This window comes from Staphylococcus sp. 2S1 (genome assembly GCF_046721335.1).
In the GTDB taxonomy this organism is placed as follows: Bacteria; Bacillota; Bacilli; order Staphylococcales; family Staphylococcaceae; genus Staphylococcus; species Staphylococcus equorum_A.
Window position 1 is genome coordinate 1,569,485 of sequence record NZ_JBEUUJ010000003.1, and the last position, 23,071, is coordinate 1,592,555.

Sequence of the window (23,071 nt, forward strand, 5' to 3'; positions counted from 1 at the left end):
GAGAGAAGCATGAAAGATATTATACATTCACTAATTGAAAATGCCCAAAATCACCCTGATCATAAAGCAATTCAACATAATAATGAAAGTTTGACGTATCGTGAATTAAACCAATATTCAAATATACTCGCTGACATTATTAAAGATTCGAAGCGACCGCTCATTTTATATGGCCACATGTCTCCATTTATGATTGTCGGCATGATAGCAAGTATTAAAGCAGGTTGTGGTTATGTACCGCTCGATACATCTATCCCTAAAGATCGTATTCAGTCCATTATTGAAAAAATAGAAGGTCAATTTATATTCAATACAACTGACAATGATATAAATATAAAGAAAATTGATGTGATAGATCACAGTATGATAATAAGTACATTAAACATGAAACAATTTGATTCTAAAATGGTAGGTGAGGATATTGCTTATACGATATTTACATCTGGCTCAACAGGTGAGCCTAAAGGAGTTCAAATAAGCTACGAAAGTTTAAATGAATTCACTGAATGGATGGTTGACCTTAATGCATTAGGTTATAAGCAACAATGGTTGAATCAAGCACCATTTTCATTTGATTTATCAGTAATGGCAGTGTATCCATGTATCGCTACCGCGTGCACATTAAATTTAGTAGATAAAACGATGATTAATAAACCTAAACTATTAAATGAGATGCTCGGAGCACTCAAACATAAATATATGGGTTTCAACGCCATCCTTTATGGAGATGTGTTTAATGCTACCTAATTTATCTGAGACAACATACACGAGTTTAAAAGAATTTTTCTTTTGTGGTGAAATTTTGACGCATAGAACTGCCGAAATGTTATTACAGCGTTTTCCATCTGCTTATATATACAACACATATGGTCCTACAGAAGCAACTGTAGCTGTTACAAGCATATTGATTACTGAAGCGGTAATTAAGCAATATAATCCTTTACCGGTAGGAGTGCCAAGACCAGGTACATTTTTGTCACTTACAGATAAAGGCGAGCTTGTTATTTCTGGAAAGTGTGTAAGCGAAGGATACGTCAAAGATGAGGCGCGTTCTAATGAAGTTTTTAAAATAAATAATAATAAAAAACAATACTACACTGGTGACAAGGCAGAATTAAGAGATGACCAGTGGTTTATTAATGGTCGCATAGATTTTCAAATTAAATTAAATGGTTACAGAATGGAATTAGAAGAAATAGAATTTCAATTACGCCAAATAGCATGTATCAAGGAAGCTATAGTAGTGCCAATATACAAAGGTAATAAAGTCATACATTTAAATGCGGTAATCGTAGTAAATGAAGCGGACCGTGTTGAAAATGAACAAGAAGCAATTCATGGCATCAAATATGAATTAAAACAGCATATACCAGAATATATGATACCAAGGAAAGTTATATTCCAAGATAAATTGCCTCTAACAGTAAATGGTAAATTAGATCGTAAAAAGATTGCTGAGGATGTAATGTAATGATTCCATATGGCACATTTATGTTTTTTCTCATAGCAATTATAGTATTAATACCGGTCATTATTCTTGGTCTTATGGGTAAAAGAAGTCGTATATATAATGGTGTGAGTACTGCGATAATGATTGTACTTATTTTCTCATCTGAAAAGCACAATTTATTTGGACTGGATTATTTAAGTGTTCAGGTTATAAATTTTGTGCTTTATACGATTTGGCAAGTCGTAATTATTATGTATTATTGGAAATCTAGAGCTAAAAATAATACATTTAACAAATTTTTTATGGTAATCACATTATCTATATTACCGTTAATTATTGTGAAAGTGATGCAAAGTTCTTGGTTTGGAACTGCACAGCTGAAACTTCACGAAAATAAAGTAATAGAGTTCATAGGATTTTTAGGTATTTCATATGTAACTTTTAAAAGTGTTCAATTATTGATGGAAATACGTGACGGCTCAATTAAAGAAATAAAAAGTTGGAAAGTCATACAATTTATTTCATTCTTTCCAACCATTTCATCAGGGCCTATTGATCGATATAAACGATTTGTAAAAGATGATAATAAGGTACCTAATAGTGAGCGTTATCGTGAACTATTAGTTAAAGCAATTCATTTTATAATGCTAGGATTTTTGTATAAATATATTATTGCTTACTTAATCCAAATGTATGCAATCAATCCACTTATGTTAGATTTTACGAGATTTTCTGCAAAATGGTTGTATATGTATGCCTACAGTTTATATTTGTTTTTTGATTTTGCAGTGCTATTCGTTGTTTGCAATTGCATTTAGTTATTTGTATGGCATACAAACGCCTCAAAACTTTAAGCAACCTTTTAAAGCTAAAAATATTAAGGATTTTTGGAATAGATGGCATATGTCTTTATCGTTTTGGTTTAGAGATTGTATATATATGAGGGCCTTATTCTTTATGTCAAAGAAAAAATTATTGAAAAGCCAATTTACGATGTCGAATATTGCGTTCTCACTTAACTTTTTAATCATGGGTGTGTGGCATGGTATTGAATTTCATTATATTTTATATGGTTTGTATCATGCGGCACTCTTTATTGGCTACGGTTATTATGAAAAGTGGCGGAAAAACCACCCACCTCGATGGCAAAATCAATTTACCACAATGTTAAGTATCGTTATCACATTTCATTTTGTGACATTTGGTTTTCTGATATTTTCAGGAAAACTGTTTTAAAAAATAGGAGGAATTTTCATGGAATTTAGAGAGCAAGTTTTAGATTTATTAGAAGAAGTAGCTGAAAATAGTATTGTTAAAGAGAATCCAGATGTTGAGTTATTTGAAGAAGGCATAATAGACTCATTTCAAACAGTCGGGCTTTTACTAGAAATACAAAACAAATTAGATATTGAGGTTTCAATCATGGATTTTGATAGAGACGAATGGGAAACACCAAATAAAATTGTAACGGTTTTAGAAGAATTAAGATGAAATTAAAGCCATTTATACCAATTATCGTAAGTCTTATATTGTTTGGGATTTTCTTAGCTATACCAGTGAATTGGTTTACAGGATTGGTCAATTCAAAAACGTTAGAAGCACAACGTATATCATTATCAGATCAAGTGTTAAAAGGAACGTTAATTCAAGATAAAATGTATGAATCTGATGCATATTATTCAATTTACGGTTCGAGTGAACTTGAAAAAGATGATCCTTTTAACCCAGACTATATTAATAAACAATGATAAAAATATTTCTGGCAAACCATTTTTAATTGGAACGGGTGGTTCAACAGATTTAGTTAACGCAGTAGAACTTGGTTCGCAATATGATAATCTTAAAGGTAAAAAAATGGCCTTTATTGTATCACCACAATGGTTTACTAATAATGGTTTAACCTCTGAAAATTTTAAAGCACGTATTTCTAAAGCGCAGTTAAATCAACTGTTTAAACAAAATAATTTAAGCCCTGAACTTAAACAACGATTTGCTAAAAGGTTGTTACAGTTTAAAGATGCTGAAAATAAGTCGTACTTGGAAAAAATAGCTCAACAACCCCAAAATGTTAATGATGCTTATATTTCATCTTTCAAAGATAATCAATTTAAAAAAATTGAATTAATAAAAGCTATGTTTCCGTTAACTTCCTCTCCATTATCGCAAGTTAAACCTGTAACTCAAGAAGGCCAGTCATGGAAAGATATTCAACAGCAAGCAGAAAAATATGGAGAAGCACGAACAAAATCAAATGAGTTTGGTATTAGAGATGAATATTGGGATTTAATAAAAAGCCATAAACGTAAAATAAATAGAGATTATGAGTTCAATATTAACTCGCCTGAGTTTAATGATTTAGCATTGTTAGTAGATACACTCAACGAAGTCGGTGCTGATGTTGAATATATAATCTTACCATCTAATGGTAAGTGGTATGATTATATTGGTATTGATAAACACAGAAGACAAGGTATCTATAAAAAAATCAATCAAACAATTGTAGAACATGGCGGGGAAGTTTATGATATGTCAGATAAAGATTATGAACCATATGTTGTAAGTGATGCAGTACATATTGGTCGGAAAGGTCGGGTGTATATAAGCGAAAGAATTAATCAACACTTACAAGAATAATTTAGCGCTTTATTAACAAGTCTCCGACCAAATTGATAAATCAGTAGATTAGATGTCTAAACTGAGCATGTATTTATATTAAGTTTTTAAAAAATACTTCTCCATTTATAAAGACAAATAGTTATTATGAGATAGGGAATGCGAATCAGAAATTGATTTCGTATTCCCTATACTATTTTTAGGATGCATTTATTAGAGAGTCACGGTGAAAAAAGTCCGTAATATTGTATAATCAGTCAGAAAATTGATATTATGACAAAGCATACATCTATATTAAAGCACTTGTAATTTTAGCAAAACAAAAAAGCTAAACGATGTTATTCGTTTAGCTTGTCTATGCTTTGAAACTATTCGCATTGCAAAAGTGAAATAGTTAATTAAAGTGCTCGAAAGAAACTTGATCTTTAGATGTTATCTATATATGAATATATCAATTAGAATACTTGTTCTACTTCGATTACTCCTGGTACTTCTTCATGCAAAGCACGTTCAATACCTGCTTTTAAAGTGATTGTTGAACTAGGGCATGTACCACAAGCGCCATGTAATTGTAGTTTAACAATACCATCTTCTACATCAACGAGTGAACAGTCACCGCCATCACGTAGTAAGAAGGGACGCAGTTTTTCAATTACTTCTGCTACTTGATCAAACATTGTTACGTTTTCAGTTGGCATGGAAATGCCTCCTTTCAAGTGAGTTATTTCATATTCTACTTATCTTTTTATTATAATAGAAATGTAAGGAAAAATCTATCAATCGATACAAAAGGGGAATGTTAAAATGAATAAAGCTAGTGTAATCGTTTATGGTGCAGATATTGTTTGTGCAAGTTGTGTTAATGCACCAACAAGACGCAATACTTATGATTGGTTACAACCATTGTTAAAAAGGAAGTATCCAGATATTCAGTTTGAATTCACATATATTGATATTGAAAAAGATACTGAGAACTTAACAGATCATGATCAACAGTACATTGAATGCATTCAAGAAGATGAATTATTCTATCCATTAGTTACTATAAATGAAGCATATGTATCAGATGGTTATGTTCAATTAAAAGATATCACGAAATTTATGGATTCGCATTAATCATTTACTGTTTAGTCTTTCATTTAATATTACGTTTTTAAAAAATATAAAGCGCTTGAGACATTTAATTATAATGTCTTAAGCGCTTTATTGTCCAAATTTATTTTTCTTAATAGTGAAATTGAGAAGAGAGGGCTATTTAACCGTTATGGTATTTATATAACCATAGTACGCCTGATTTTAAAATAGAAGCTAAGCGCCCGGTAACAGTTCGGTCCATTATATAAGCAAAACCTTTTTTATCCCCAAGTGAGCCAAGGAAACCTTGAACTTTAATTTCAGGCATTTTTTCTGGAAGTGCTTTGCCTTGCCATTGTAATTTCATAACATCTGCAATTTGATCACCTTGTGCTTCGACGAGCTGTGCACTTGGTGCATGTGGTAATTCTGCACAGTCACCTACCACATAGACGTTTTTATAGGTAGGCACTTGGTGATATTGATTTAAAATAACACGGCCACCTTTACTAATGTCTATTGGAAGGTTTCTTACTACTTCAACAGGTTGAATACCCGCTGTCCACACGATTAAATCTAATTCTTCAGGTACATCATTATTATAGATACGACCTGGTTCCACTCGGTTAATATCAGAGTTTGGTACTACAGTTACATCATTTTTCTTAAACCAATTTTCAATATATTGACTTAACTTTTCAGGAAAACGACGTAGAATACGTTCGCCTCTGTCATAGAGGTAGATTTTTAAATCTTCACGACTTTCACGTAATTCACTTGCTAATTCGATACCACTTAATCCAAGCACCAACGATACCTACTTTGGCACCATTTGGTAATTCACTTAAATGGTGGAATGTCTCACGAGATTTAGATAGCGTTTGAATACTATGTGTGTATTCTTCAGCACCTGGAACATTGTGATACTTATCTTCACAGCCTAAACCAATTACTAATTCATCATAATCTACTTTCGTATTGCCAACGGAAATAATTTGATCTTCTAAATCAATATCATTAATTTCGCCAAAAACATTGTTGATGCGATCAGAATCAGGAAAATTCATACGAACATCCTTATCAGATTTAGTACCAGCAGCCAACTCATAAAACTCTGGCTTTAAACAGTGGTAAGGCATACGGTCAATTAATGTGACCGAATAATTTTCAGGAAGTGCAGATGGTAAAATATGTGACATAATACGCATATTTCCATAACCGCCACCTAATAATACTAAGTTTTTCATTTGTGATACCCCTCTAGTAAAAATTGTATTGAGCAATAAGATAAAATGAGATGTATTTTATATTAAACTCGTCAATGTAAGTTATTAAATATAATGTGGTTAAATCATATTTCGTCTTTCATCGATATACCAATTTTCTATAATCTGCTTACTTAGATATATTATAAGCCTTTTTGAATACTTCTACAAATAAAGTAGATACTTTATTATTTGTAATTACATTTAATTTGAAACAGAATTTATTATTTCATCAACTTAAGTAATAACGGCTTGTTTTGACGTGATCTATTTGATAAATAAATATGTTTAACAGAGTTATTATATATCTATAATCAACTGCTTATTCTGTTCGATAAGTCAGTTTAAAAGTGTAGATATTATAAGCTAGTATGTAGTCAAATATGTCCAGTATTTGTTATAATTGTTTAACTGATAATTTATGAGAGGGTGTATTATGAATCCAATAATTGAGTTCTGCATTTCGAATTTAGCGAAAGGCGGGGACTACGTATATAATCAACTTGAAAATGACCCTGAAGTAGACGTATTAGAATATGGATGTCTACAAAATTGTGGACTATGTTCAAGTGGGTTGTACGCACTAGTGAATGGTGATATCGTTGAAGGTGAATCGCCAGATGACTTATTACAAAAAATTTACGCACATATAGAAGAAACATGGATTTTTTAGGAGGTAATTATAATGGCAGTAGTTGAAATAACTGAAGCAAGCAAGCATATGAAGTAAAAGACATGTTACAACAAAATGATATGGCAGATGGTTATTTAAAAATTAAAATAAATGGTGGCGGTTGTACAGGCCTTACTTATGGCATGTCAGCTGAAGCAGAGCCAGGTGACAACGATGAAGTATTGGAAGTCCACGGTTTGAAAATACTTGTAGAAAAATATGACAAACCTGTATTAGATGGTACTAGAATTGATTTCAAACAGTCACTTATGGGTGGCGGTTTCCAAATTGATAATCCAAACGCAGTTGCATCTTGCGGTTGTGGTAGTTCATTTAGAACAGCCAAAGTTGCTCGGTTCTCCAGAAGATTGTTAATTTGATTTTTAAAATTTAAAGGCTATAGTTCGCATAATATCCAAGGTGAACTATAGCCTTTTATAAGTTTATGTGAAATAATAAACAATATGGGCATTAGCGCTTGAAAATAAGCTATAAAAACTATAAAATTAGTATTGGGTAAAAAATGTCTTTTTTGTGAATTACTAATTAAAATATAGGGTATAGCAAAAGACTATGGCAACAAAAAAATTATGAAAGCTTAGGTGAATGAAATGGCTCAAGATCGTAAAAAAGTATTAGTTTTAGGTGCGGGTTATGCAGGTTTACAAACTATTACAAAATTACAAAAGCAAATTTCAGCAGATGAAGCTGAAGTTACATTAATTAATAAAAATGATTACCATTATGAAGCTACTTGGTTACATGAAGCTTCAGCAGGTACGATTAGCTATGAAGATTTACTATATCCAGTTGAAAGTGTAGTAAACAAAGACAAAGTTAACTTTGTTAAAGCAGAAGTTACAAAAATCGACCGCAATGCTAAAAAAGTAGAAACTGACGCTGGTATCTTTGATTACGATATCTTAGTTGTATCATTAGGTTTCGAAACTGAAACATTTGGTATCAAAGGCATGAAAGACCATGCTTTCCAAATTGAAAACGTTTTAACTGCTCGTAAATTATCTCGTCATATCGAAGACAAATTTGCTAACTATGCATCTTCTAAACAAAAAGATGACAAGGATTTAGCTATTATTGTTGGTGGCGCAGGATTTACTGGTGTGGAATTCTTAGGTGAATTAACTGACCGCATCCCTGAATTATGTAATAAATATGGTGTAGAACAAGGCAAAGTAAAAATAACTTGTGTCGAAGCTGCTCCAAAAATGTTACCAATGTTCTCTGATGAATTAGTTAACCATGCTGTAAGTTACTTAGAAGATAGAGGCGTAGAATTCAAAATTGGTACTCCAATCGTTGCGACTAACGAAAAAGGTTTCGTAGTAAAAGTTAACGATGAAGAGCAACAATTGGAAGCTAATACAGTTGTATGGGCTGCTGGTGTTCGTGGTAGCAAATTAATGGAAGAATCATTTGAAGGTGTTAAACGTGGACGCATCGTTACTAAACAAGATTTAACTATAGAAGGTTATGACGATGTCTTTGCAATTGGTGATGTTTCTGCATTTATCCCAGCTGGTGAAGAACGTCCATTACCAACAACTGCACAAATTGCTATGCAACAAGGTGAACAAACTGCTAAAAATATTAAAAATATTTTAGAAGGTCAACCAACTCAAGAATTTGAATATGTTGATCGTGGTACTGTATGTTCATTAGGTTCTAATGATGGTGTAGGCGTTGTTTACGGTAAAGATATCCAAGGTAAAAAAGCTGCATTCATGAAAAAAGTTATCGATACACGTGCAGTATACAAACTTGGCGGTGTCGGCTTAGCATTTAAAAAAGGTAAATTTTAATATATCAATTAAATAATACAGGCGCATGCACTATGTGATTCTGTACTTAAAAAGACCTGTCTAGTAAATAGATAGGTCTTTTTATTAAATGAAAAAGCATTAAGCCATATAAACTGTAGTATCATTTTTAATAAAATAATTGTTAGACAATGACACATTAAAAATTTAATTTAAAAAGAGGGATGCGCAATGGAAGTAACAATGCAAAGCAATACTAATATTAACAATAAAACTTTAGTAGTTGGTGTGCCGGAACACTTGAATCAAATTAGCGAGTTAACTGTAGAAGATGAAAATATAATTGAAAAATTAGAAGAACTAAAACGTAATCAAATTATTAATACAAATGTTGGGACAATTTCTAGTACACTGTTTTCATTAAATGGTAAAAAATTAAAACTCATCACAGTTGGTTTAGGCAATTTAAAAACAACGAACTATAGTGATTTTTTAAAAGTATTTGGTAACTTATTCCAATATTTAAAAAAAGACAGAATTACTCAGGCTTCGCTCTTATTTGATACGTTTGGCTCTCAGGTAATCACGATAGATACGGTTGCAGAAATTTTAGGGCAGCAAAGTGAACAAGCAACGTATCAATTTGATGGTTATAAAACGAATAAAATGCCGCCTTATCAACTTGACTTAGATATACATACAGAAAGTTCAACAGTGCACACATTTGTTAAGCAAGGATTAATTATTGGTTCATCGATTAATTTAGCGCGCGATTATAGTAATATACCGCCTAATATATTAACACCAGGTTATTATGCTGAATGCATTCAAAACCACTTTAAAGATACAGACGTTGCTGTCGATATTAAAGATAGCGATACGGTACAACGTGAAGGATTTGGATTGATACATGCAGTTGGTAAGGGTTCAAAGCATGGCCCTAGAGTTATTACACTTACATATAATGGAGGCAATGCGGATGCTGAGCCTATCGCACTTGTAGGTAAAGGTATCACTTACGATTCTGGTGGCTATTCTATTAAACCTAAAATAGGTATGCAAACAATGAAGTATGATATGTGTGGTTCTGCGAATGTGATTGCAATGATTGAAGCGGCACGTCAATTAGAACTTAAAGTAAATATTGTAGGGGTTATTGCGACCGCTGAAAATATGGTGAATGAAATAGCTATGAAACCTGACGATGTTTATACAGCGTTAAGCGGTGAATCTGTTGAAGTATTAAATACGGATGCTGAAGGACGCTTAGTATTAGGAGATGCGGTATTTTATGCAAAGCAATTTCAACCGCAAGTCATTCTTGATTTTGCAACTTTAACTGGCGCAACTGTAGCCGCACTTGGTGAAGATAAAGCCGCAGTGTTTAAACATAATGCAGAACAACAACTTGAGGCTATATTGGCTAAAGCACAATTAGTAGACGAATATGTTTTTGAATTACCAATGACTGCTACAGAACAAAGTTTAATCCGTAAAAGTGAAGTCGCAGATTTAGTTAATCATACGAATGGTCATGGAAAAGCTTTGTTTGTCGCTACATTTATTAATCATTTTGCAGGTGAAACACCTCATTTACATTTTGACATTGCAGCCCCGCAACAACTCATAGCAACACACATAAAGGACCAAAAGGACCGACAGGCTATTTAATACCAACCATTGTTCAATGGTTGCGTACATTAAAGTAATTTAAATATTTTTGTTATTATTAAAATGGAAAACTCATAAATCATTTTATAGGGTTTTCCATTTTTTTATTTATAATATGAAAAGAACATTCAACAATCATTTGACGACAGGTGATGAATGATTAATTTGTTGAAAAATATGAGAACGCTTTGGGTAAATGTCATTGACAATTGAAGTAGATATTGATATTATAAATCTCGTAATGCTTTAGTTCGATAACGTGGTAAAGGAGTTATGCTTTGTGATGAATGCAGTAGTTATAGCAGTCGTACTGATGATTGTCCTATGTTTATGTAGATTAAATGTAGTGATAAGTTTATTTATTGGTGCGCTCGTAGGTGGCTTAATTTCAGGAATGAATATCACTGAAATTGTGTCCGTCTTTGGTAAAAATATAGTAGATGGTGCTGAAGTAGCACTTAGTTATGCTTTGTTAGGTGGTTTTGCGAAGCACTTATTTCTTATAGTGGCATTACCGATTATTTAGTGAATAAAATTATAGATGCTATCCATGCTGAAAATAGTAAAATGTCACGAATAAAAGTGAAAATTATTATTATTGTTGCATTATTAGCGATAAGTATAATGAGTCAGAACTTAATTCCTGTACATATTGCATTTATTCCAATTGTTATACCACCACTCATTAGTTTGTTTAATGAACTTAATATCGATAGAAGACAAATAGCGATTATTATAGGCTTTGGTTTATGTTTTCCTTATGTACTTATGCCATTTGGTTTTGGTCAAATTTTCCATCAAATTATTCAAAGTGGTTTTTCAAAAGCAGGCCACCCAATTGAAATGGGTATGATATGGAAATCAATGCTCATCCCGTCGCTAGGGTATATTGTCGGCTTGATTGCAGGTATATACTATTATAGAAAACCAAGAAAATATATTCAGCGTGATGAAGTAAAAGATACAACTCAAACTGAAATTAAACCTTATATACTTATAGTTACAGTAGTTTCAATCATTGCAACATTCCTTGTACAATTGTTTACAGATTCAATGATCTTTGGTGCATTAGCAGGTGTCCTAGTATTCTTTATTTCTAGAGCATATAAATGGACTGAATTAGACAAAAAATTTGTAGATGGTATACAAATTATGTCCTTTATCGGTGTCGTTATTTTATCTGCAAATGGTTTTGCGGGTGTAATGAATGAAACAGGAGATATTGCTAAATTAGTGAACGGTATTAGTGGTGTGATAGGAGATAACAAACTTATAAGTATTATCGTAATGTATTTGATTGGATTAGTTGTCACGTTAGGCATTGGCTCCTCATTTGCTACGATACCTATTATAGCTACATTATTTGTTCCTTTAGGTGAATCATTAGGATTAAGCACGATGGCGCTTATAGCTTTAATTGGTACAGCAAGTGCATTAGGTGATTCTGGTTCGCCAGCAAGTGATTCAACATTAGGCCCAACTGCAGGTTTAGATGTTGATGGTCAGCATGATCATATTAGAGATACGTGTATTCCTAACTTTATGTTTTACAATATACCATTAATTATTTTCGGTACAATTGTCTGCTATGGTACTATAAAGCTATTAAGTGAAAATGGAGTGACAAGCAATGACTAATATGTTAGAAGCGTTAAACATGAAAATAGAAAAAGAAGCACAGGGTTTATTAATTATGTCAATGCCAGTAACTGATCAAGTTAAACAACCATTTGGCTATTTACATGGTGGCGCAAGTTTAGCATTAGGAGAGACAGCTTGTTCTATGGGTGCGAGCATATTTAATCGATACGGATCAATATGTACCACTAGGATTAGAAATGAATGCAAATCATATTGGTTCTACCACAGAGGGCACAATTTACGCAACGGCATCTATCATACATGAAGGTAAGACAACACAGGTATGGAATATAGATATTAAAGACGATACAGATAGATTAATTTGTGTTATGCGCGGAACAATTGCTATAAAGCCTTTGAAACGTTAATAAAAATAAAAAGAGCGATATAAAGTTAAATAACTTTATATCGCTCTTTTTGTTTTACTTTTACTTTCAATTTCATCATAAGCTTCTGCAATTCGAAGTGCGACTTCTCGTCCACCCATAATATTACGCGCAAATGGACCAAGCATTAAATCAGCTAAACCGCCTGTGACAAACAGGTTAGGTAACCATTCTAAGGTTGATGAGATAAATGGCAAGCCACACGATGTTATAGGTGCTTGGAAGTGATCTGTGAGTTGCTTAATAATAGGCTGTTGCATGATTGATTCTTTAAATCCTGTAGCTAATAAAATGCGGTCATAGTGTAAGCAATCATTTTCAGTGCAAATGTGATGCTGTTGAATATTTGTAAGTTCATTGACATGTATACTCAATCTGTTTTGTTTGATGTACTTTTTAAGCCTTAATTCGAGTTCTTTAGGCATAGACCCTCTATGTCGCTCGCGTTTAATAATATCAAATCTTTGTTCAGAAGATTGAATCGCATTAAAAGACGTCATATTTTTAGGACCGAGCCATCCTGGGTCTGCATCAAAATCATGTACATCTATGGGTTTATTCGTCCACAAGTGAATTTTAGTATTATTTTCTTTTAATAGTCTTAAACATAAATGTGCAACTGATATACCACTACCAACGACATGTGAGGTTTCTGGATCATAAGATCCATCGTCATCGAACACATGGGATATATCGGGGTGTTGTGCAAATAGTTCAGGCGTGTATGTATCATGATTACAGCCAAAAGCAATAATTAAATTATCTGTATGTATCCATTCACTATTGCTTAATTGTATTAACCATTGCTTGTCGTCCTTTTCAATTTTATTGACATAACTTTGTATATGACTTTGGTTTAATTCAAAATAATGAATAAGATCATGTGTATGATCCATAAACATGTCACGATTTGGTCGTTTGTATGGCCCATAGGCTGGGTTTGTATAGTGCATTTTCTTAGCATATTGTTTCAAATGAAATGGATTAGGATGGACATGATGTACGCATGGAGAACGTAAATAGGGCATGTCTATACGTTTAGTATAATTATTGAATTGTTCACAGAGATTATGATGAGGGTCTATGATTTTTAAATGGTCACTTTTTAACCCCTTCGATCTTAATTTGATAGCTATTGTAGTCGCATGTAAACCACCGCCGATAATTGTCCAAGTTGTCATAAGCATTCAAACTCCTTTTAAAACGAAATGATTACGATTTAATATATCATTAAATTTAACTTATGACAAATAGAAATAAACATACTGGTCAAAATATCTTAGTCTCCGTCTATAAAGAATAAAAAACACTCAGCTATTTAATGATAGCTGAGTGTTTCATAATGTAGGAAAAGCAATTTATATTAGATTTTTGTATCTTTTAACTCATCTTTTAAATCGTTACGTTTTGTTCGTTTTGAAGCGGGTGTATCTAAATTATATGCAGCTTTAATAATAAGGTGACTTGATAGTGGACCGGTGATTAAGATAAATAATATACCGATAAGTAATTGCATACTTGCGTAACCCTCACGTCCAATAAAGAACAAGAATACGCCACTAATTAATAACATCGCTCCTAATGTTGTCGCTTTACCACAGACGATGTGCTCTTGAATAGACATCGTCTAAACGTAAAAGGCCAATCGCCGCAAGTGCACTAATAAGTGAACCAAGGATAATTAAAATAAGTGCGATACTAATGACGATTGTCGTTATCATATTCAATCACCTTACCTTTATCCATATATTTCGCGAATACTGCTGTACCTAAGAAAGCTAAAATACCAATCATTAGAATAACGACCATCATATATTTAGTACCTAAGAACACACTAAATAATGCGACGATGGCCATAAGTTGAATACCAATTGCATCAAGTGCAACAACACGGTCAGCTAGAGAAGGGCCTATGATTACACGTACAAGCATACCTAGCATAGACAACGCTACGATGACTAATGCGATAATTAAAATTATATTATAGTTCATCATTTTTCGCCTACCTCTCTAACGACTTTTTCAAGGGAAGATTTAATACCTTCCACTTCTTCCTCTTTAGTACTAAAATCAATGCAATGTATATAAATTTCAGTACGATCATCACTTATGCCTAACACGACTGTACCAGGTGTTAAGGTAATTAAGTTAGATAATAACGCAATTTCCCAGTCTGTTTTCAAATCTGTATTATAAGTGAAAAATGCTGGTTCATTGTCTATCTTTGGCTTAACAATAATGCGTATCACATCGACGTTGGCTTTTATTAATTCTATGATGAAAACGAAGAAGAGTTTAACTATTTTATAAACTGTAATAATGTAAAATCTTCCAGGTAAAATACCACGCATTAGGTATACTAATAATAGGGCAAATAAGTAGCCTAGTATAAAGTTATTAAAAGTATAACTCCCTGTTACAAACAACCAAAAAACAGATAAAAGTAAATTTACTAATATTTGGACTGCCATATTATTTCCCCCCAATACGCCATCAATATAAACACTAGGATTATAGAATGCCTCTGCAAGCATCTTTTATAATTGGATGTAGAAAGTCAGCAGATAATCCGAAAACTACTGAAATTGCAACTGAGATCATAGCAATCGCCAGTATCCCTTTATATTGTAATTTAGGATTTACTTTATATCCTTTTGATTCGCCAAAGAATCCTTGTAAGAATATGCGAATGACTGAATAAAGTACAACAAGACTTGAAAGTAGTATGACAATACCACTCAAATAGAAACCTTTTTCGAAGGTAGCCTGTACAATATAAAATTTACCATAAAAACCACTGAGTGGCGGTATGCCGCCTAAGCTAAGTGCCGCAATAAAGAATGACCAACCTAAAACTGGATAGTCTTTAATGAGACCACTATATTTGCGTAAATCATGGGTTTTAGTAATTTTGTACATAACACCAATTAAGAAAAATAGTGCTCGCTTTAATTAACATATCATGTAACGTGTAATAAATTGCGCCCATCATGCCAGTTTGGTTCATCATAGCTACACCGACTAAAATAACGCCGACAGCAATCATTATATTGTAGATAATAATTTTCTTAGTATCAAAATAACTGACTGCACCTACACAACCAAAGATAATGGTTAGTAGTGCTAAGAAAAGAATAATATAGAACGGAAAGCTTGATGTATCATGAATAAAAAGACTTGATGTTCTAGCAATTGCATAGACACCAACTTTTGTTAGTAATGCACCGAAAAAGGCAATGATTGCAATTGGTGGGGCGTAATAAGCACCTGGTAACCAAATATACATTGGAAAAACGCCGGCTTTCGTTGCAAATACAAAGATAAACATGATGAATATGATATTTACAATCCCAGTATCTGCAGCAGGTAGTTGTCCTAATTTTTCACCAATATCGGCTAAATTTAACGTACCAACTACAGAGTAGAGCATTGCTACCGCAATAACAAAGAATGCGGATGATGTAACATTTATAAGTACATATTTTATCGTTTCACTTAATTGTACTTTTGTACCACCGATAACTAATAGAATATAAGATGCCAGTAAGAATACTTCGAAGAATACGAATAAGTTGAAAATATCACCCGTGATAAATGAACCTATGACACCTGTTAGCATGAACATTACTGCGAAGTAGTAATAATACGTTTCACGTTCTATGCCCACTGATTGATAAGAATATAAAATAATCAGCATTGTTACGATTAAACTTGAAATCACGAGAAGGATACTAAATATATCGAGCACTAATACGATACTATATGGTGCTTCCCATGAACCAAGTTCTAAAGTTATAATCCCATGCTTTAATACGTTGTTTAAGTTAATAAATGCAAAAATTAATGTGACAGCTGTCCCACTTAGTGCAACGTATCGTTTAATAATAGGGCGCTTACCAATGAATACAAGTGCAATAATAGTCAACATTGGTATGACGAGTAGTGAAATAATGAGATTACTCTCGATCATCATCTAGCACTCCTTTCATACTTTCTACGTTGTCAGTTCCTAATTCTTTATAACTTCTAAAGGCTAGTACTAAGAAGAACGCTGTTACAGAAAATGAAATTACAATTGCTGTTAAAATTAACGCTTGTGGAATTGGATCAACATAGGAAGATATACCTTTTTCATAAATCGGTACTTCTCCTTTTTTTAATCCACCCATTGTAATTAAAAATAAATTGGCTGTATGTGTTTGCAAAGTAGTCCCAATAATGATGCGTATCAAACTCTTAGAAAGAATGAGATAGACGCTCATTGCTGTGAGAATACCACAAACAAAAATCATCACTATTTCCATTACTCATTCTCTCCAATCGATAAAATTATAGTCATTACTGTACCGATAACCGCAAACATTACGCCTAAGTCAAAGAACGTTGCCGTATGCATTTCCATCGGTTGTAAAATTCCTAAAGGTATTTCAAACGGTGTGTGCGTGAAGAAGTTTTTAGTATAAAACCAACTCGCCATAGGTGTTGCTATACAAAATAGCAAACCAACACCTATTAATAATTTGAAATCCCAAGGAAAGATTTTCCTCATAGTTTTAATATCAAAAGCTACAGCTATGATGACTAGGGCACTAGATAGTAATAGGCCACCTACGAAGCCACCACCTGGCGTGTAATGTCCTGCTAAAAATAATGAAAGTCCAAACATTACGATGAGGAAGAAGATAAGAACTGCTGAATATTGAAAGATGATATTATTCTTCTGTCTTTTCAACGTTTTTACCTCCTTCATCATTTGATTTATTATTTGTACGGAGTTTAATCATTGTATAAACTCCCAAACCTGCAATACCGAGGACAGAGGCTTCGAATAAAGTATCGGTACCACGGAAATCGACAAGTATGACGTTTACCATATTAGTGCCATGTGCTAAATCATATACATGTTCTTTATAGAATTCAGCGATAGAACCAAAGTGTCTATTACCATAAGTAATTAGTCCAAGCACAGTAACAACCACACCTGCACCAACTGAAACTAAAACATTTACAAGTTTGAATGAACGCGTCTCTTTATGTCTGTTTAAGTTTGGTAAGTGATAGAAACACAATAAGAATAACGCTGTAGAAATTGATTCAACTACAAATTGTGTAAGGGCTAAATCTGGTGCGCCAAAGAATATGAAGAAGATAGCGACAGAATAACCTACAGCACTTGCCATAATGATACTGAACAGTCTTGAACGTGCAAATATAATCATAGAAGCTGATGTAATTATAAGTACTACAATGATTAATTCAAATGGACGTACTTCACTCACGTCTTTAAAGTTAATACTAAATGGTGTTACTAATAATGTAGCTAAAGTAATTAAAATTAAAGAAATAAATATAATTACTAAGTTGTTACGCGTAAAACCAGTCACATAAGCATTTGTGAACTTACTTGAGTAACCTGGCGAATCGTTACCGAACTTATCATACCAGTAATTGATTGTAAGTTTTGTAGGATGTGCGCGTAATAAGCGAATCCAATAGCCAAACGATAAAATCAGTAATATACCAACAATATATATACCAATGGTAGAGAAAAATGCTGGTGTAAAACCATGGAACATATGGAATTCTGCATGCGTTCCAGTGCTTTGACTGATTGAATTAACAGCAGGCTCAATAATTGATCCCGTTAATATAGAAGGGAAGAACCCAAATACAATAACTAATATTGCTAAAATAGCCGGTGAAACCAACATTAGTATAGAAGCTTCATGTGCTTTTTTCGGTAAAGCATCTGATTTATGGCTACCTAAGAAGATTTGGCCTATAAATCTTATAGAATATACAAATGTAAATATACTACCAATAATTGCTACGATTGGAATTAATAAGCCAAGCGTATTTAAACTAAATAGGTTAACGTTTGTGACCTCAATCATACTTTCCAAGAACTTCTCTTTAGAAAGGAAACCGTTAAACGGTGGCACACCCGCCATACTGAGTGAGGTGATTATGGTAATTGTAAAAGAAATAGGCATTATTGTTAGCAATCCACCTAATTTTTTTACATCACGAGTACCTGTACTATGGTCAATGGCACCAAGCAATCATAAATAACGCACCTTTAAATGTAGCGTGATTAATGAGATGGAACACAGCAGCTGGTGAACGCAAGCAACATAAAGTTGACTTTCAGCACCTTCAAAATGATAACTTACTGCACCTATACCTAACATAGACATAATCATACCAAGTTGTGAAACGGTAGAAAACGCTAATATACCTTTTAAATCCTGTTGTTTTGTAGCATTTAATGACGCCCAAAACAGAGTGATTAAACCGACAGCAGTTACTGTCCAAATCCAACCCTGTGAGAGTGCAAAGATGGGTGTCATACGTGCTACTAAGTAAAGACCCGCTTTAACCATCGTAGCTGAGTGTAAGTAGGCACTGACCGGCGTTGGCGCTTCCATTGCATCTGGTAACCAAACGTAAAATGGAACTTGAGCAGATTTTGTCATCGCTCCAATTAATACAAATATCATTGATAAAATGAAATACGGACTTGTTTGGATTTCAGATGCATTCCCAATAAGTTCTTGAATACTTGTAGAGCCACCCGCGAGTGATAGTAAAATAAGACCACCCAAAAGTGATAAGCCACCAAATACAGTGACAAGCATTGATTTTTGAGCACCGTAAATAGATGCTTGTTTGTCACGCCAAAATGAAATGAGTAGAAAACTAGAAAATGAAGTTAACTCCCAAAATAGATATAACATAATAATATTATCAGATAAAACAACACCTAACATTGCACCCATAAAGAGCAACAGATAACAATAAAAATTTCCTAACTGCTCTTGTCGACTTAAATAACTTATAGAATATAGTACAATTAAACTACCAATGCCAGTGATTAACAAACTGAATAGTAATCCTAGACCATCCGCGTATAAATCGAAATTCATACCAAAATGAGGCATCCAGTTTGCTCTCTGCATTACGGTATTTCCTGACATGGTTGTTGAAATATATGAGAGGAAATATATAAATAAGACGACGGGGATAGGTAACACAAACCATCCTAAATGTATTCGTTTATGAAACCGATATACAAATGGAATAATGAGTGCAAATATTAACGGTAGAAGAACCGCTATATGTAACAAACTCATTATTTTATCCTCCTTTAAAAATAGTATAAGGTTATTATACATGAATTAGACTATTCTGAAAAACATGGCTAACCCATGAAACACATGAATTAAATGTTTATTTAAATAAGAAGAAACGCAGTATTTTTATTCAAAATTTTGTTTATATTGAATTGCGTAATCCTTCTTAAGTTGCTGTAAATTGTCGAGTGATTTCTTTGCATGTAATGTATCTTGATCTTTTAATTTAATCTCCAATTTAGTGATTGCTTGTTGTAATGATTGCTCATAAGGCAATTCATCATCAGTAAATGGTTTAAGATGCGATTTAGTTGTATAGCGTTTTTCAAAATGACTTAACGCTTTACGCTCATGAAAAAATACATTTTCAGTTTCTCTTGGGCTATGTAAATCACCTTGTTTTGGGTGTTTGATTACTTGTTCCACTTGAACTAAGACTTGATTTTCATCTTCTTCCTTTATTATGACACCGTAGCTTCCAGTTTTATGTGCAAAACGATATAACATAGTTCAATACATCCCTTCATTTGTGTTAGAATACATATATCATCTTAACATGAAATGGAGAATAAAAATGACGAACTATCCTCAGTTAAATTCAGAAATAAACGGTAACGAAATTAAAATGGTATTACACACGAATAAAGGCGATATGACATTTAAATTGTTACCTGACGTGGCACCAAAAACAGTAGAAAACTTTGTAACACATGCTAAAAATGGTTATTACAATGGTGTGACTTTCCACCGTGTAATTAACGACTTCATGGTACAAGGCGGCGATCCAACAAGCAACTGGTATGGGTGGCGAAAGTATTTATGGTGGTGCATTCGAAGATGAGTTCTCACTTGAAGCATTTAATTTATATGGTGCTTTATCAATGGCAAACTCTGGTCCAAATACAAATGGATCTCAATTCTTCATTGTACAAATGACAGAAGTACCTGAATCAATGCTTAGTCAATTAGCTGATGGTGGTTGGCCAGAACCGATTGTCAAAGCATATGGTGAAAATGGTGGTACACCTTGGTTAGATCAAAAACATACAGTTTTCGGTCAATTAATTGATGGTAAAGCAACATTAGAAGATATTGCAAATACAAAAGTAGGTCCTCAAGATAAACCAGTACATGATATTAAAATTGATTCAATTGATATCGAAGAAAAACAAAATTAAGCGAATATAAAATGGTAGTATTGCAATTATAAGTAGCACGTAAAATATAATATATGTAAGACAGGTTCAATCGAACACCCAATTTAGTGAATTTATGTTGAGTGTGCAGTTGAGCCTGTTTTTTTTATTGAGACTAGCTTAAAAATTAACAATGTAATTAAATGTAGTGAAAATAGCTAGACCCATACTTATGTATAAAAATTGTTCTAGTCTAGTAATTTCAAGTGCGAAATGAGAGTTGAAACTTGCTATGTATATAAGATTAACATTTTTATTTTGTTAAATTATTGTATGAAATCTATAAAATGTGAAATTTTTCTATTAAATGTTAGTACCAAGTTATAATTTATGCTATTATAATAGTGTTAAGTAAAACGAAATAAGGGGTTATCACGTTGAATAATCACTATACAGTAGGTCAACATATCAAAGTTCGTGTGACTGGTATTCAACCGTATGGCGCTTTTGTAGAAACCCCGGACAATGCTGAGGGATTAATCCACATATCCGAAATTATGGATGATTACGTCCATAATTTGAAAAAGTTTTTATCAGAAGGACAAATTGTAAGAGCGAAAGTGATTTCAATTGATGATGAAGGTAAACTGAATCTTTCTTTAAAAGATAATGACTATTTTAAAAATTATGAACGTAAGAAGGAAAAGCAATCAGTGTTAGATGAAATTAAAGAAACCGAAAAATATGGGTTTCAAACAATTAAAGAACGCTTGCCGGTTTGGATTAAACAGTCCAAAAACGCGATTAAAGATGAAAAAACATCTTTAACAAGATACTGACATTTCGATAAGAAATGTCAGTATTTTTTTATTGTGAAGAGGAGATAATCAAAAATTACATGCGTGAGCATATTCATTTATCTTTATAGTTAAGATAGTTAGAATAAACAAGCACTTAAATAGTGTGGAAAAAGTGATAAGGTATTTTACTTAGGAGGATTAATTGTAATGAATAAAAAATTTCAACCGTTATTCGAAAAGCTTACATTACCTAATAAAGTTGTATTAGATAATAGATTCGTTTTAGCACCGCTAACACATGTATCTTCAAATGATGATGGCTCGATTTCAAATGAGGAAGTAGTATATATGGAACAACGTTCAAAAGATGTGGGATTAGCTATTTCTGCTGCTAGTAATGTAACAGATTTAGGAAAAGCATTTCCTGGACAACCTTCTGTAGCACATGATTCAAACTTAGAAGGGTTGAAACGTTTAGCTGAGGCAATGAAGAAAAATGGGTCAAAAGCTATTGTTCAAATTCATCATGGTGGTGCCCAAGCATTACCTAATTTAACGCCTAATGGAGATGTTGTTGCACCTAGTCCCATTTCATTAAAAAGTTTTGGAGAACAGGAAGAACACCATGCACGCGAAATTACTGTTGAAGAAATAGAAGAAGCAATTAAAGCGTTTGGTGAAGCGACACGAAGAGTGATTGAAGCTGGCTTCGATGGCGTAGAAATTCACGGCGCTAACCACTATTTAATCCATCAATTTGTCTCACCTTATTACAACCGTCGTAATGATGAATGGGGCGAAGATCCTTATAAATTCGCGAATGCAGTTGTTGATGAAGTGACAGAAACAGTTAAACGTCACGGGAATAAAGATTTTATCGTTGGATATAGATTTTCCCCTGAAGAAGCAGAGTCACCAGGAATAAGCATGGAAATTACAGAAACGTTAGTAAACCATTTAAGTGAAAAACCATTAGACTATTTACACGTTTCATTGATGGATATTCATTCGAAAACACGTGAAGGACAATATAAAGGTCAAGAACGTATCAAATTATTACTACAATGGATTAATGGTCGTATGCCACTTGTTGGTATTGGTTCAATCTTTACAGCGGAACAAGCAATTGAAGCGATTGAATCAACAAATGTAGAACTTGTAGCTTTAGGCAGAGAAATCTTATTAGATCACAATTTTGTTAGTAAAATTAAAAATGGCGAAGAAGATCAAATTATTTCTCACTTTGATCCAAATAGAAAAGATAAGCATCATCTGCCACCAAAATTATGGGAACAGTTTAATAAAGGATTCTATCCACTTCCAAGAACAGATAATAAATAGCGTATAGTTTAACAAGTAGTGTATTATCACAATTATTTTAAAATATTGTGATAGTTATACTACTTTTTTTATTTACAAATAAAAACAAAAGAATAGCAGTTATTAGATGA

General features: G+C 33.0%; 14 protein-coding genes and 12 pseudogenes. 14 read left to right on the top strand and 12 right to left on the bottom strand.

Features of this window, described 5'->3' with window-relative positions:
• The first annotated feature begins 9 nt into the window (after positions 1-9).
• The 4 genes and pseudogenes from dltA (at position 10) to dltD (ending at position 4,084) form a co-directional block, all read left to right on the top strand.
• A pseudogene (gene dltA / locus ABLV90_RS08410) lies at positions 10-1,471 on the top strand (D-alanine--poly(phosphoribitol) ligase subunit DltA).
• Positions 1,471-2,686, top strand: a pseudogene (gene dltB / locus ABLV90_RS08415) (D-alanyl-lipoteichoic acid biosynthesis protein DltB). Before dltA ends, dltB begins: the two co-directional pseudogenes overlap by 1 nt.
• A gap of 18 nt (positions 2,687-2,704) precedes the next feature.
• Complete coding sequence (dltC, locus tag ABLV90_RS08420; protein WP_427707621.1) at positions 2,705-2,941, top strand: D-alanine--poly(phosphoribitol) ligase subunit 2; 237 nt, start codon at positions 2,705-2,707, stop codon at positions 2,939-2,941.
• Positions 2,938-4,084: pseudogene (gene dltD, locus ABLV90_RS08425) on the top strand (D-alanyl-lipoteichoic acid biosynthesis protein DltD). The gene dltC and the pseudogene dltD overlap by 4 nt, the downstream one beginning before the upstream one ends.
• A 434-nt stretch (positions 4,085-4,518) precedes the next feature.
• Here the strand turns inward: dltD and ABLV90_RS08430 are convergent.
• Positions 4,519-4,761 carry a NifU family protein gene (locus ABLV90_RS08430; RefSeq protein ID WP_002483816.1) on the bottom strand — a complete coding sequence of 81 codons (243 nt, stop codon included), beginning with the start codon at positions 4,759-4,761 and terminating at the stop codon, positions 4,519-4,521.
• A 106-nt stretch (positions 4,762-4,867) separates the two neighbouring features.
• On the opposite strand from ABLV90_RS08430, the gene ABLV90_RS08435 reads away from it, so the two are divergent.
• Positions 4,868-5,179, top strand: coding sequence for a YuzD family protein (locus ABLV90_RS08435; protein ID WP_460872487.1), 312 nt, complete (start codon positions 4,868-4,870; stop codon positions 5,177-5,179).
• 139 nt (positions 5,180-5,318) lie between these two features.
• On the opposite strand, the pseudogene ABLV90_RS08440 reads toward ABLV90_RS08435, so the two are convergent.
• Positions 5,319-6,384, bottom strand: a pseudogene (locus tag ABLV90_RS08440) (NAD(P)/FAD-dependent oxidoreductase).
• A gap of 454 nt (positions 6,385-6,838) precedes the next feature.
• On the opposite strand from ABLV90_RS08440, the gene ABLV90_RS08445 reads away from it, so the two are divergent.
• The 6 genes and pseudogenes from ABLV90_RS08445 (at position 6,839) to ABLV90_RS08470 (ending at position 12,533) form a co-directional block, all read left to right on the top strand.
• Positions 6,839-7,075 carry a YuzB family protein gene (locus tag ABLV90_RS08445; protein ID WP_002512218.1) on the top strand — a complete coding sequence of 79 codons (237 nt, stop codon included), beginning with the start codon at positions 6,839-6,841 and terminating at the stop codon, positions 7,073-7,075.
• A gap of 12 nt (positions 7,076-7,087) precedes the next feature.
• Positions 7,088-7,450, top strand: a pseudogene (locus tag ABLV90_RS08450) (HesB/IscA family protein).
• Positions 7,451-7,686: 236 nt separating this feature from the next.
• Positions 7,687-8,895, top strand: a complete 1,209-nt coding sequence (locus ABLV90_RS08455; protein WP_460872871.1) for an NAD(P)/FAD-dependent oxidoreductase — start codon at positions 7,687-7,689, stop codon at positions 8,893-8,895.
• A gap of 189 nt (positions 8,896-9,084) precedes the next feature.
• Positions 9,085-10,562, top strand: a pseudogene (locus ABLV90_RS08460) (M17 family metallopeptidase).
• Between the two features lie 242 nt (positions 10,563-10,804).
• Positions 10,805-12,162: pseudogene (locus ABLV90_RS08465) on the top strand (Na+/H+ antiporter family protein).
• Positions 12,155-12,533, top strand: a pseudogene (locus ABLV90_RS08470) (hotdog fold thioesterase). The pseudogenes ABLV90_RS08465 and ABLV90_RS08470 overlap by 8 nt, the downstream one beginning before the upstream one ends.
• 35 nt (positions 12,534-12,568) lie before the next feature.
• Here the strand turns inward: ABLV90_RS08470 and ABLV90_RS08475 are convergent.
• The 10 genes and pseudogenes from ABLV90_RS08475 to kapB form a co-directional block, all read right to left on the bottom strand.
• Entirely contained in the window at positions 12,569-13,732 is a 1,164-nt protein-coding gene (locus tag ABLV90_RS08475; protein ID WP_460872488.1) for an NAD(P)-binding domain-containing protein, read from the bottom strand.
• Between the two features lie 182 nt (positions 13,733-13,914).
• Positions 13,915-14,272: pseudogene (locus ABLV90_RS08480) on the bottom strand (Na+/H+ antiporter subunit G1).
• Entirely contained in the window at positions 14,250-14,543 is a 294-nt protein-coding gene (locus ABLV90_RS08485; protein WP_427707066.1) for a Na(+)/H(+) antiporter subunit F1, read from the bottom strand. The pseudogene ABLV90_RS08480 and the gene ABLV90_RS08485 overlap by 23 nt, the downstream one beginning before the upstream one ends.
• Positions 14,543-15,022 carry a Na+/H+ antiporter subunit E gene (locus ABLV90_RS08490; protein ID WP_069817996.1) on the bottom strand — a complete coding sequence of 160 codons (480 nt, stop codon included), beginning with the start codon at positions 15,020-15,022 and terminating at the stop codon, positions 14,543-14,545. The genes ABLV90_RS08485 and ABLV90_RS08490 overlap by 1 nt, the downstream gene beginning before the upstream one ends.
• A 6-nt stretch (positions 15,023-15,028) precedes the next feature.
• Positions 15,029-16,521 (bottom strand): annotated as a pseudogene (locus ABLV90_RS08495) (Na+/H+ antiporter subunit D); the annotation flags it as partial.
• Entirely contained in the window at positions 16,508-16,855 is a 348-nt protein-coding gene (gene mnhC1, locus ABLV90_RS08500) for a Na+/H+ antiporter Mnh1 subunit C (RefSeq protein WP_057512733.1), read from the bottom strand. The pseudogene ABLV90_RS08495 and the gene mnhC1, both read right to left, overlap by 14 nt.
• A complete protein-coding gene (locus ABLV90_RS08505) occupies positions 16,855-17,283 on the bottom strand; it encodes a Na(+)/H(+) antiporter subunit B (protein ID WP_141714378.1) in 429 nt (142 codons plus the stop codon). Before ABLV90_RS08505 ends, mnhC1 begins: the two co-directional genes overlap by 1 nt.
• On the bottom strand, positions 17,264-18,445 hold the full coding sequence (gene mbhE, locus ABLV90_RS08510; protein ID WP_460872872.1) for a hydrogen gas-evolving membrane-bound hydrogenase subunit E: 1,182 nt from the start codon (positions 18,443-18,445) through the stop codon (positions 17,264-17,266). The genes ABLV90_RS08505 and mbhE overlap by 20 nt, the downstream gene beginning before the upstream one ends.
• A 21-nt stretch (positions 18,446-18,466) precedes the next feature.
• Positions 18,467-19,726, bottom strand: a pseudogene (locus ABLV90_RS08515) (proton-conducting transporter membrane subunit); the annotation flags it as partial.
• Positions 19,727-19,810: 84 nt separating this feature from the next.
• Positions 19,811-20,191 (bottom strand): sporulation phosphorelay system protein KapB, encoded by a 381-nt coding sequence (gene kapB / locus ABLV90_RS08520; protein ID WP_069833035.1) that lies wholly within the window; start codon positions 20,189-20,191, stop codon positions 19,811-19,813.
• 67 nt (positions 20,192-20,258) lie between these two features.
• On the opposite strand from kapB, the pseudogene ABLV90_RS08525 reads away from it, so the two are divergent.
• The 3 genes and pseudogenes from ABLV90_RS08525 (at position 20,259) to ABLV90_RS08535 (ending at position 22,961) form a co-directional block, all read left to right on the top strand.
• Positions 20,259-20,862 (top strand): annotated as a pseudogene (locus ABLV90_RS08525) (peptidylprolyl isomerase).
• Between the two features lie 395 nt (positions 20,863-21,257).
• Complete coding sequence (ygs, locus tag ABLV90_RS08530) at positions 21,258-21,659, top strand: S1 domain-containing post-transcriptional regulator Ygs (protein ID WP_002508137.1); 402 nt, start codon at positions 21,258-21,260, stop codon at positions 21,657-21,659.
• 168 nt (positions 21,660-21,827) lie between these two features.
• Positions 21,828-22,961 carry an NADH-dependent flavin oxidoreductase gene (locus ABLV90_RS08535; RefSeq protein WP_069833037.1) on the top strand — a complete coding sequence of 378 codons (1,134 nt, stop codon included), beginning with the start codon at positions 21,828-21,830 and terminating at the stop codon, positions 22,959-22,961.
• Positions 22,962-23,071: the final 110 nt, after the last annotated feature.